Annotated in this window: 10 protein-coding genes; 4 read left to right on the forward strand and 6 right to left on the reverse strand. The window is 38.5% G+C overall.

What is annotated here, in order from left to right; genetic code table 11:
* From MKL51_RS16595 to pepN, 4 genes are all read right to left on the reverse strand, one after another.
* A partial coding sequence (locus MKL51_RS16595; RefSeq protein ID WP_270904361.1) for a fimbria/pilus outer membrane usher protein occupies positions 1–2,019 on the reverse strand: 2,019 nt, incomplete at its 3' end.
* Between the two features lie 9 nt (positions 2,020–2,028).
* Positions 2,029–2,733: a fimbrial biogenesis chaperone gene (locus MKL51_RS16600; protein ID WP_017480889.1), complete on the reverse strand. Its 705-nt coding sequence runs from the start codon at positions 2,731–2,733 to the stop codon at positions 2,029–2,031.
* Between the two features lie 72 nt (positions 2,734–2,805).
* Positions 2,806–3,336, reverse strand: a complete 531-nt coding sequence (locus MKL51_RS16605; protein WP_017480888.1) for a Csu type fimbrial protein — start codon at positions 3,334–3,336, stop codon at positions 2,806–2,808.
* A 583-nt stretch (positions 3,337–3,919) separates the two neighbouring features.
* Entirely contained in the window at positions 3,920–6,526 is a 2,607-nt protein-coding gene (gene pepN, locus MKL51_RS16610; protein WP_032005534.1) for an aminopeptidase N, read from the reverse strand.
* 318 nt (positions 6,527–6,844) lie between these two features.
* Here pepN and MKL51_RS16615 point away from each other — a divergent pair, with 318 nt between their 5' ends.
* The 3 genes from MKL51_RS16615 to thiM all read left to right on the forward strand — a co-directional run bounded on the left by MKL51_RS16615 (position 6,845) and on the right by thiM (position 9,273).
* Positions 6,845–7,102: a hypothetical protein gene (locus MKL51_RS16615; protein ID WP_002119338.1), complete on the forward strand. Its 258-nt coding sequence runs from the start codon at positions 6,845–6,847 to the stop codon at positions 7,100–7,102.
* Positions 7,103–7,252: 150 nt separating this feature from the next.
* Positions 7,253–8,410, forward strand: a complete 1,158-nt coding sequence (locus MKL51_RS16620) for a hypothetical protein (protein WP_017480886.1) — start codon at positions 7,253–7,255, stop codon at positions 8,408–8,410.
* Positions 8,411–8,445: 35 nt separating this feature from the next.
* Positions 8,446–9,273, forward strand: a complete 828-nt coding sequence (gene thiM, locus MKL51_RS16625; RefSeq protein WP_017480885.1) for a hydroxyethylthiazole kinase — start codon at positions 8,446–8,448, stop codon at positions 9,271–9,273.
* Between the two features lie 122 nt (positions 9,274–9,395).
* On the opposite strand, the gene MKL51_RS16630 is transcribed toward thiM, so the two are convergent.
* Entirely contained in the window at positions 9,396–9,755 is a 360-nt protein-coding gene (locus MKL51_RS16630) for a 5-carboxymethyl-2-hydroxymuconate Delta-isomerase (RefSeq protein WP_017480884.1), read from the reverse strand.
* Between the two features lie 43 nt (positions 9,756–9,798).
* Entirely contained in the window at positions 9,799–11,511 is a 1,713-nt protein-coding gene (locus MKL51_RS16635; RefSeq protein ID WP_005073697.1) for an AAA family ATPase, read from the reverse strand.
* 230 nt (positions 11,512–11,741) lie between these two features.
* Between MKL51_RS16635 and mdh the strand changes: the two genes are divergently transcribed.
* A complete protein-coding gene (mdh, locus tag MKL51_RS16640) occupies positions 11,742–12,914 on the forward strand; it encodes an iron-dependent methanol dehydrogenase (protein WP_032005529.1) in 1,173 nt (390 codons plus the stop codon).
* Positions 12,915–12,951: the final 37 nt, after the last annotated feature.

Genomic DNA, 12,951 nt, shown 5'->3' on the forward strand with positions numbered 1-12,951 from the left:
AATTTGGCTTTGTGGCCCGGCATTAGTTACAACCGCATAGCCCTCTCCAATTTCATTGGCCGCAAAGATACGTCCCGCCGCCGCAACCAATGATCCTGTCGCCGAAAGTGCAACCTGATCGTTGTCGCCAAATCGGTTATAACGTCCCGTCAGGTAAGCTGCTCGTGCTCGGTAAGATGCATAGACCGATGCATTGTTTTCTTTTGCATCCTGATCTCGCTCAACATAGCCACCCCAGCCAAATGAACCAATTTGGGGTTCTGACAAACCGAATATTTCTTGGCGGTACCGTAGGCTACCGCTGTCACTAGATACACTCGTGATCGCATTCACTCTACTGGACGGGGTATATCGCAGCGCAAAATAAATGCCATAGTCCTTATGGTTTTCATAATCTTTATAAGCTGACGCATAAAAGCCCCAGTTCTTGTCCAGACTTCCACTTAAATTGCTAGACAGTAACTTGTAAGAGTTGTCACTATATTTAATCTGGTTATAACCCAGATAAACCCCATAGCCTGCATAAAAGTTATAGTTAATCCCTGCCCTGAAAATCTCATCTGCCAATGCGCTGTAGTTCAGGTAGTTCTGTGACTCGGCATTGATCTGGTTATCTTTTAAATATCTCACTTGAGATACACGGGCAAGGTCAAAATAGTTATCAAATACTTTGCGGTAACTGGTGTTAAATGAAATATTTTTACTGATGCGTCCTTCTAAACCCAGCAAGGCAGAATAGCCGTTTTCATCTTTATATTGGCTCGCTGCAATGTCAGCATTGATCACGCCAATACCCAAAACATTCTTGGCAAATCCTGTGCCGAGATTCGACAGACCATCTGTTGAAGCCTCTGCACCGCCACTTAAGGTCAGTGAATTGTTGTAGCCATATCGGATCGCACCTGAGGCAAAAGTGACATCATCATAATCATTTGAATAAAGCCCATAGTTGTAGCGTGGCATACCCACATCTACTGAAAACTCATTTATGCCTTTTGCCAGAATCTTCGATGAAAAATAGTACGGCTTTTTGGTAATGCTCTGCTGTCCCGTTGCATCGGTAGTCACCAGTGTGACTTCATTTCCCGAAATAAACGGGAGCTGTTTAATATCAAATGGACCTGATGGCACTAACCCCGAATAAATCTTTTGCTGATTGACATATAAATCTAGCGTTGAAGGCAGTGCTGCCGAGCCTGAGAATTGCGGGAGTGCCGAAGTGACAATATCACCGCGTTGACTATAAGCACTCGACCACTGAAAACCGGCAAGACGGACACTACTGCCCCAGTCTGGGCTATTAGAAATAAAATCCCCTAGGGTATATATCCTGATCTTTTCAGGGTCGACATATTGCCACTTACTTTCCAGTCGTACCCACTTTTCATGGCTATAACTATTTTCATTACTACCGTTATATAAAACGCCTGAAGAAAAGTTACCGATTGCACTGTTAAAGATCCCTTCTGCCGTACCTGAGAAAACATTCTCATCATTGGTTATGGTGTTATACAGACTGTAATTCAGAATGGCTGCATTTAAGGGTTTCATCTTTAGCAAATGTGGGCTAGTGACCTGCTGACCATTGAGGTCCACTGCATAGCCTGTCAACATATCCGATGGAACATTTAGGTTTAAAGACTGCTCATTCTCGAGATATTTAAACTGGATTCCGTTTAGATCGTTGATACATACCCACTGGTTATCTGGGATATGTTCATCCATTTTTAGTCTTAAAGTTTTTAAGGCACTAGAACGAATATATAGTTTTCCATCCTTAGATTGCTTTACAGCAACCAAATCTTCAGAAGCATTTGAGTTAATCGAAATATTTAAAAATAGATGAATGAAATTAAGATCTTGCTCCTGCTCATTCGTTCCTACGTGTTTATATTTATTATCGTTACCAACAGATTTAGGAACACTCGGAACTGCAGTATTCGTATAATCTAGTAACTGTTCGGCAAAAGAATACGTAGGAAAATACGCAACACATAAGACACCTATAATGTATTTCATATAAGCCTCTTAAAGTGTGGTTTTCTTACCATTAACTGTTAGAGATACGCTGTATTTATGATTTGGTTGATAGGTAAAGTTACTAATCGAGTAACTTTTCGACTTCTCCGCAAGAATATAACCATTCACAGTATTTACTTTAATGGGATAACTTTTATTCGCTGTTGTATCTACAAGCGTTAAAGTATTTAACAACGCATGTCGGTTACCTATATTGCTAATATTTAAAGAAGGTGTGTTCTGGTTAACATCAATTTTCCAACTCAGTTTGGTAATTGCATCTTTATTGACAACAAATACAGGTAATGATGAGCGAAGTAATACATTTACTCCCTGAGCTGCTTTACGGCTATCAATTGGTTTTGGTAACTCATCAATTATAATACGATAAGTTTTTTCACCCGAAATAGGTTCTGGGTTAATTCTAACTACCCGTAAGTTATAAGAGTCACTAGGTTGTAGTTTTAAAAATGGTGGACTAACTACAATTTCATCCGTAGGGATTAACTGATCTTGACCAGCATTTTGTCTCCATTCAAATACACGCACCTGCAAATCAGCACTTTCATTTGACTGGTTATATAAACTAATTGAAGCAGCATTTTGATTACTTAATATTTCTACATTTACAGGTGAAAGACGGATTGTTGCGGCGTTAATAGAGCTAGATAAAGATAAGAATAATCCCGTAATAATAAAAATATTTTTTTTCATGATTTGCTCAAATATACATTTTTAATGTATTAGCCCTTTCAAAAGGGCTAACGTAATTCTAATTTATGCAAATTAATAAGTTACCGTTACAGTCACACTGTCAACATAGCTACCTGCACTTGGTAAAGTTGTTCCTGCAGGAATACGACCATATACATTTACAGTTTGAACATTACCCGTTCCGGTTCCACTGTAGGCAGTCGTTGCAATACCAATTGCTGTGGCACGTCCTGTGTCAGAGAAAAGGTTGTAAGGAATATATTCGTTGCTAGTCGCCCCGCCGATCATGCGACGTTGGGTTGATAAAACATTCTGACCACCATCAAATGACAAAGTCCATGGCACAGTATTATTACAAAGGACTTTAATTGAGGTACCACCAGTTGTTGTGGTATCTGCATCAACATTGCCAGCAAGTGAACTTAATGTACCAAAATCTAAAACGGCATTTGTTGTCGTGCCAGTTGCAGAGGTATTCAATACACAACTATTCGTTACTGCTGCTCTAACAGTTAATGTACCTGTTGCTGTAGCTGCATTTGCTGCATTAAGAGAAAATACTCCTGCAACAACTGCTGATAAATAAATAAAAGTCTTTTTCATGGCCAAAACCTTTTAAACTAAATTGTCGAATTAATAGATATAAAAAATTTAACCCTTATTCTTACAATCATTTTTATTTGACTGCTCTTTTAAAGCTTATTTTTTTATCCTACTTTCCAACATAATACATAAAAATAAATAAAATGCATGTTCACGTTATTATTTTAATTTCTAATCAATAAAACAAATTTACCTAAACCTATCTTACGGATACAAAAAAACAATAATTATAAAATTTAAGTTTTTGATTTAAATAAATTTAATAAAATTTTAAAAAAAATTATTTATTTAAATTTAAATAAATATGTCAAAAAATTATCAAACTTTATGAAATTAAATTCTATTTACATAAGTACTTAGTTATTTCCTGACTATACTTTTAATAGTAATTTTATATTATTACTTAAAAGTTTATCTCCAACAAAGTATTCAAGATTATAATTTATATGAAAATAAAATGATAAAACTTGATCTACAGATGAACTATAACAAGGATAGTTTTATTTATTTTAAAACTTGAAGAGCTATGAGATATAAAAAATAAAGGCCTCTTTAGAGACCTTTATTTAGTAATTTTAAATAATTAAACGCTCAGCATACTATTTAAGGTTTCAGAAACATTTTTCGATTTCACTTTAGGCTGCAATGCTTTTAAAGCTTGTTGAACTTGTGTTCGCTGAGGCTCTGCAAGCGTATACCAGCGAGATAACACCTGTAACAGACGTGAACCTAAAATCGGGTTTTTCTCGTCAAGATATTCTGCAAGATTAATAAAGTGAGCGACACCAAAGCCCCAAGTATTTTCAGGATTATTTGACAAGCCACCACTTACCGCACGAATACGATTTGGAGTTGTTAAATCATAGTCAGGATGTTGAGTTAAGTACTCGATTGTTTCTGTTGTCGCATTTGGGTTTGCAGCCTGAATCATAAACCACTGGTCTAAAGACAAGGCTTCATCTTTAAAGCGATCATAGAAATCAGCAAGTGCCTCTTGAGCTTGAGGTGCGTTTTGCCAAACCAATACACGTAGCGCACCTAAACGCTCAGACATATTGCCTGTGTTTTGGTATTGAACATGCGCTAATTCAAATGCACTTTGATCGCCTTGACGAGCCATCATCAGCAGCATGATATTTTTTAATGCACGAACACCCATCGCTAAAGAGAATTCTTTTTGCAAATCTGGGTCAAGTGTAAGGTAGGTATCTTTCCAAAACGCACCCAACTCTTGTGCCAAACGATTCAGTAAAGCTTCACGTTTTACATGAATATCGGCTGGTACATAGTTCTGATCAATACGACTACCCAAATAACCTTCACTTGGTACATCAAACAAACGTGATGCTAAAAGCGGGTCGCGACCAACCAACTCAGGCAAAGTACTTTGAATAGCTTGAATGTATGCATCTGCAGAATGGTCTTCTAGCAAAATACGCTCAAGCAAGGTTTGCGTTGCTTGCCATTGGTTAAAGCCGTTGGTTTCGTGTTGAATTAAGAATGCTAATTCTTCATCACTGTAATCAAATACAAGATTTACAGGTGCAGAGAAATTACGTAGTAGTGAAACAACAGGTTGCTCAGTTACCCCTGTAAACTCAATAGTTGCCTCATCTTGATCAAACAAGTACACGCCATCTTTAACATCATTTACGAATAGACTGTTACTGTGCAATGTATATTGTTCCCCTGTTTGAGCGTTAAAAAGCGCTAAAGCAACAGGAATTGGAACAGCTTTTAAGTTTGGATATTTCGGATGCGCTTTTAGGCTTTGTTTAAAGCTTAAACGGTAAGTTTGTGCTGTTGCATCGTACTCACCTTTTGCTTCAAGCTTTGGCGTACCTGGTTGGTTATACCAAGTTAAGAATGCAGATAAATCAACACCTGAACCCGCAGATAATGCAGCAACCCAGTCTTCTACTGTTACGGCTTGTCCATCATGACGGCGGAAATATTCATCGGTTCCTTGACGGTATTTTTCTTTACCGAGTAAGGTCGACATCATGCGGTTAATTTCCGCACCTTTTTCATAGACTGTCGCTGTATAGAAGTTATTAATTTCTACAAAGTGATCTGGGCGTGGTGGATGCGACAATGGACCAGCATCTTCAGGGAATTGATGCGATTTAAGTACAGCGACATCATCAATACGTTGAACTGCAGCAGATTGTAAATCTTCAGAGAAAGACTGGTCACGGAAAACCGTTAAACCTTCTTTTAAGCACAGCTGGAACCAGTCACGGCAAGTAATACGGTTACCTGTCCAGTTATGGAAATATTCATGCGCAATCACAGACTGTACTCGCATAATGGCTGCATCAGTTGTGTACTCTTCATCGGCAAGCACGCATGAGGTATTAAAGATGTTTAAACCTTTATTTTCCATGGCACCCATGTTGAACTGGCTAACAGCAACAATCATATAGTTATCGAGGTCATAAGCACGACCGTAGTGTTCTTCATCCCAACGCATTGAATGCTTTAATGCTTCCATTGCGATATGGCATTTTGGAATGTCTTTCTCGATTGCATAGATTTCTAAAGCAACATCGCGCCCTTCAGACGTCGTATAGCGGTCTTTAAGAACAGCTAAATCACCAATAACACAAGCAAACAAGTAGCTTGGTTTTTTAGTCGGGTCTTGCCAGATCGCAAAGTGGCGGTTTTCACCTACCTCACCTGTTTCAAGCAAATTACCATTGGCAAGTAACACTGGATATTTTTTGTCGGCTTCTACACGTGTCGTAAAGACTGAAAGTACATCTGGACGGTCTGGATAGAACGTGATTTTGCGGAAGCCTTCAGGTTCATTCTGGGTTACAAACAACTCATCTGCTTTATACAAACCTTCAAGCTGAGTGTTGGTTTCAGGATGAATAATCACTTGAGTTTGTAAAATGACTTCATCTGGTGCATCAGTGATCACCAGTTGTTCACTATCGAGTGAATATTGTGCAGGATTAAGATCTTGACCATTGAGCTGAATAGATTGCAACTCAAGATCACGACCTAATAATACCAAGTCTCCAGCAGTTTGACGCTTCATGACTAATGTTGAATCAACAATTGTTTTATCGTCATATACTTGAATATCAAGATTAATGGATTCAACCAAGAATGAAGGTTTTTGATAATCTTTTAAATAAACTGTTTGATCTGCCTGAACTGGAGGCTGCGCCGCAATATTCATCTTTATTCCTTATATACTTTTCGGAAACCGTAGTACGAATTTTATGAACTTGATCATACACATTCATACATACCGTGTTTGTTTACCTTTATAAAATTAATGGGACTTCATTTATACATTTCAAATTAGAATCGTCTTTTATTAGCACAGATTAGACCAAATTTACGATAATCGTTGCTTATATAATCAATCTATACAATAAAAATAAAACAACTTCAGCTTTTAACATTTTTTAGAGTCAGCTTACATTTTGGGCATGGTTCTTGCCTTCACTAATACACCAATATAAATATTTCAATCAGAACAAGAGGTGTCAGTATGGAATTAAAAGCACATTTTCATCGTTTAGAAAATATTAAAGCGATTCATGATCTAAACGCAGCAGGTCTCGATCACCATGTGATTGCGGTGTTTTTATCTGCAGAAGGTATTTCAATGACTGCTCAGGAGGTAACTTCTATCGTCAATACTTACGACGCTTTAGGTAAAGTAAAATTACCAAGTAAAAAAGTGCAGGCACTTATTAATGCCAAAAAGCTTGGACAGAATGATGAGAGCTTGCCGTGCCCTGTTTAATCTTAACTTTTAGTCTGTTATGAAAACCTAAAATCAAAATAAAGATTTTAGGTTTTCTATTTTGCACCAAACAAAAAGACAATCTCAGCTATCGGCAATGTGGCTGTGTATAATAGCTCTATCCTGACTAATTTATGCATTCGGAGCGAAATGGCCTTACAAATTCTACAGAAACAGCTAGATGAAAGTAGCCATTGTCCTCTCTGCCAAGCTTCAATGTACTGGGTAGATGCCGAGCAATTTGAGCAAGACATTCAGTTTCATGAATGCAGTCATTGTCAGCACCGTGTATTTAAAGATACGAAAATGACTTGTCATTGTGAAACATGCACAAAACAACGGAAAAAGCTTTTACAGCAAACACGCCTACAAGAACAACGCCAGTTTAAGTCAAAAGAGCAACCTCAACGTAGTCTGGAACAGCTCAGTTTTTTGCATAAACTTTTTTTACTCAGCCTGCTCGACGACTATGCACGAGACGATGTTGCTCATGACGAATATATTCACTGGGACAAAATTAAATATCATTCTATTACCCCGAACTGGATTTTTCAAAACTATCTGATTAAACAACTCCATAAAGATGGAATTTTAAACGCCCAAGATCAAGCTGATGAACCTCAGTGCTTTTATTTAAATATTCGCTTGGACGGTTATAGTGACCCAAGTTTATTTAGTGTAGCTCAGCAACTACGCCACTGGTTTTATGAAAATTTAAGTCTTGGTATTCCGTTTCGTAGTGCCGATGAAGTAAAAGACGTACTTTTTCAGGTGCTCTATCAAGAGATTATTCAGTTTATGCAGTTCTATTGCCGAACTTGGGGCATTCAAATTGCAGGAAGCTCTAATTTTCAAACTTTTTGCTATCGTTTAATGGATTCATTGGCAATTGGTCAGATTTATTATTTAATTCAAACCGCGCTCGAATATCTTTATAAACAGAAAGCCCTACAGCCGCGTAATGAAAAATTTATTAACACCAATTTGTTAAAGAAAACCTTAGAGCAATATCGCGAGAGAGCCTTAGCTGAAAAGTGGGAAACCTCAATGTTGCCTCGTCCTCACAATATTCCCTACAGTAAAATGAGTTATATTTTACTTAACCGCTTCTTAGGTTACGACGAACAGATCTTTGTACAACCTGTCTGGAAAGCATGGCGAAAAATTGAACCTCGATTAAACTTTTATTCAGTTAAACGTTGTATGCATTGTGGTTCAAACGATTTAAGTGTTGATTATGATGCGGCAGATTATGTTTCTTTGATTTGCCAAAGATGTAAGCATCAAGATCATTATTTTACTCACTAAATCTACAACCACTTTGGCTTAATAAGGATAATAACATGACATCAGCATCGACTTTGATTGAGCAGGTAATTGACGCTTGGCAAAACATGCAGGCAAAGACGCCTCTTGTGCAATGCATTACCAATAGCGTCGCGGCCAACTATACAGCCAATGTTTTACTTGCTTCTGGTGCTTCACCTGCCATGATTGATAATCCTTATGAAGCAGAAAGTTTTACCAAAATTTCATCGGCTTTAAGCATTAATTTGGGCACACCTACTTCAGAGCAAATGCAAGCCATGCAAATATCTGCCAAGACTGCACAGCTCAATGGCATTCCATGGGTGCTTGATCCAGTCGGCTATGGACCAATTTTAGCTTGGCGTAGTCAAATGACAGACGAGCTTTTACAGTTCAAGCCAAGCATTATTCGTGGTAATGCTTCAGAAATTAGTACACTTGCAGGCAACCAAGTTCAATCTAAAGGTGTGGATAGTACTTTAAGCAGTGATCAAGCCTATCAACAGGCTTATGCACTATTAGCACATACGGACTGTATCGCTATTTCAGGTGAGTCAGATTATATTTTGTCTAAAGAATTAGACATTGTGATTCAAGTAAACGGCGGAAGTCCTTTACAGCCCAAAATCACAGCAACTGGTTGTGCTTTGGGTGCGCTAATCGCAGCATATAGTGCTGTGACGACACCAACAATTGCTGCTCTTTCTGCTCATGTTCATTTTGCGATTGCGGGTAAACTTGCTGCAAATCAAGCGCAAACTATGGGAAGTTTTAGCACCATCTTTATGGATTACATCCACATGCTAGATGACAACTTGATTGAGCAATATGCAGATATTAAGCTTTTAGAGATACAGGCATAATCTAGGTTATACCTGTATCACGCTAGACTCACTTTAAAAGTAAGTAGATTTCTGTTCATTCGATAGCACTACTTTTACATAGTGCTAATCGCTATTCTTGATCGAAATTGCGCTTTTTAGTGTTATACAACTTGCTTGAAATAATCTTCTCTTGGCATATCGACAAGCTCAACGCACAATTGAATTTCTTTATTAAACTCTTGTTGTAGATATTTTTTATTACTAAGCGCCGCTAATAACTGCTCACCCATAAGCTGTTTTTGTTCAGCCGTTCTTCCCGACAAAATGTAGGCTTTTACATGAATATAGGCTTGATCAGCTCCCAAACCTATGAGGAAAACATCATCTTTACGCGCACGGCTTTTAATGTCTTCTGGACTAAATAGCTCTGTTTCAATCAGTGTGGTATTAATTTCTTCAAGTAATTGTTTTGCGTTTAATCCAGTTAAATTTTCTGAATAATCAACTACAACGTGCGGCATAGCCACCTCAATTTATATAATAAGTCATTAAGCGAATTAAACTTTATTCAATAAATAATAAAGCTAATCGGACCTGATCATATCCCATTCGAGGGCTGGTTGCTTCAACAATTGGTCTTAGTTTGATCGAACCATCATCAGAAAAATGATCTGGATTTTGACGCTTTTTCAGCTTCTTATAAATTTTACGAATTTCTTCGACCACCTCTTCACCCGGATGGGCAACCGAAATATCCAGCTTTTGCTCTTTATGCAGTCGAGCCAAATGATTAATAATCGTCGCTGGGGTTAAACCACGTTCATGCGCGATGTCTTCAATCTCATAGCCTTCTTCAAACAGCACACGTGTCTCATCTAAAGTTGCCGTAGCATAATTTTGCTTGCCACCTTTTGCGAGTTTCTTCTCATTACGAGAAATCTCAGTTTCATTCAACGTGCCGCCACAGTGACGAATAAATGCTTTATGTTGAGCCGTTAAATCTACATCTGCAAAGTTATCTTCGGCTTCTTTTGAAAGCTCTTGGAAACGGCGATCGGCTTTGACAGCTAAACTATCTAACTCTAAAGCTTGCTCGTTAATCCCTAATAGCTTTAACCCAGTTAAAGATTTTAAGCGCGACAATGCAACATAACCCTGACCTTTTTCAAAGGTGTTCATGAGGTTAATTTCAGCGGCTTCTAAAGTCATCCCTTGGCTTTTATGAATAGTAATCGCCCACGCTAAACGAAGCGGAATTTGCTGAAAACTTGCAATCACTTTGCCTGCTTCATTTTCAACGGACCAAGTTTCAGGAGCAACCAGCAAAGTCGTGCCATCAGTCAGTTTTACTTTCGGCAGTAAGCCATTTTCGTCATCTTCCTCAAAGCCGATGACTTCACCCAAACTTCCGTTGATATAGCCCATATCAAAGTTATTTTTTACAAACATGACTTTGGCATGCTTTTTAAGTGTGAGTTCTTCTGGCGCACGCACTGAAGATTTTAAAGTTTCTAATAACTTTTCATTACCATCTAAAACAGCATTGAATTGATGCCCTTCATTATCAATTTCATTTAAGTGCTGATAGTTGATGTTATCGACATCCATATTGTGTGTATAAAGACGAGTAAAGGTCTCACCAATATCATGTGCTCGTGATTGACGCAGTGCTTGCAAATGATCTGCTTGAATATTTTGCGCGCGAATAGCGTTTAAAATCTGATTCAGAATTTCATCATCTTGACGGTGTTGTTCTGTTAAATAACATACGCGGAATTTGGCTTCGACCCATGCATCTGACATAAAGCAGAACTTGTCACGATTGGCTTCACCATTACGTCCTACAGGCGGCAACTGGAAGAAATCTCCAGCCACAATGACTTGAATACCACCGAATGCTTCGTCGCTTTCTTTAAAATATTTTAGGACTTGATTGACCAGATTGAGCTGCTTCGCATGTAGCATCGAGATTTCATCAATTACAAGAACTTGCGCATTTTCAAGGTGTTCCTTGAGATATTTACGCTCTTTCATGCGTTTTAGATCGTCGTCAGTTAACAGATCTTTAATGCCAATGCCAGCCCAGGTATGAATGGTCATACCGTTCATATGTGTTGCTGCAATACCTGTAGATGCCGTAATTGCCACAGGCACTTTACGTGCTTTTAAGTATTGGATGTACTGATTAAGTGTATAGGTTTTCCCTGCACCAGCCGAACCGGTTAAAAAGACATTTTCACCTGCTTTAAGCAGTTTAAGCGCAGTTTCCTGTTTCATAATCTCATATGTACATCTTCAACAGCCCATAGCTTAACGATTTTCCCGAAAAATTTAAATGAATGTGCCAAACTTTCTAAAAAGCACATATAAATCAATAATTAAAAACAAAATAATATTTGGTAGGTTTTTGGTAGGTAGGAAAATAAACTTCACATCACAATACTAAGGCCATGGTGAGGCTCACCTGTAATAACAAACAATGGATTTATGGAAGAAGGAATCACTCCATGGCTTTTAAAAATATTGCAGATCAAACAAACGGTTTTTATATTCCATGCGTATCACTCTTTGGACCAGGATGTGCTAAAGAAATTGGTACAAAGGCACAAAACCTCGGCGCAAAAAAAGCATTAATTGTGACCGATGAAGGCTTATTTAAATTTGGTGTTGCAGATCTTATCGCAAACTATTTAACTGAAGCAGGCGTTGCAAGCCATATATTCCCAGGCGCAGAACCTAACCCAACCGATATTAATGTTCATAATGGCGTAAATGCCTATAACGACAATGGCTGTGACTTTATTGTGTCTTTAGGTGGCGGTTCATCTCACGACTGTGCAAAAGGGATTGGTTTAGTCACTGCGGGTGGTGGTCATATTCGTGACTACGAAGGCATCGATAAAAGTAAAGTACCAATGACGCCATTGATTGCAGTGAATACAACGGCTGGTACGGCATCTGAAATGACTCGTTTCTGTATTATTACCAATACTGATACTCACGTAAAAATGGCGATTGTTGACTGGCGTTGTACTCCACTTATCGCGATCGATGATCCGAAACTCATGATTGCAAAACCGGCTGGTTTAACCGCTGCAACAGGTATGGATGCATTAACCCATGCAGTTGAAGCATATGTTTCTACGGCGGCAAACCCAATTACTGATGCGTGTGCAGAAAAAGCGATTACGATGATTAGCCAGTGGTTACAACCTGCTGTCGCAAATGGTGAAAACATTGAAGCGCGTGATGCGATGAGCTATGCACAATATTTGGCTGGCATGGCATTTAACAATGCATCTTTAGGTTATGTTCACGCAATGGCGCACCAGTTAGGCGGTTTCTACAACCTACCGCACGGTGTATGTAATGCAATCTTGTTACCACACGTTTGTGAATTTAACTTAATTGCTTGCCCAGATCGTTACGCAAAAATCGCAGAGTTAATGGGTGTAAGAACTCACGGATTAACAGTGATGGAAGCTGCGTATGCTGCAATTGAGGCCATTCGTAAACTGTCTTCATCAATTGGTATTCCATCTGGCTTAACCGAGCTTGGTGTAAAAACTGAAGACCTTGCGGTGATGGCCGATAATGCTCAAAAAGATGCATGTATGCTCACCAACCCTCGTAAAGCAAATCATGCACAAGTTGTAGAGATTTTCAAAGCAGCACTTTAATACTGATGTAATGGCATATCCCTCTAGTAAGTCAAAT

The organism is Acinetobacter sp. AOR18_HL (assembly GCF_027855145.1).
GTDB lineage: Bacteria > Pseudomonadota > Gammaproteobacteria > Pseudomonadales > Moraxellaceae > Acinetobacter > Acinetobacter pittii.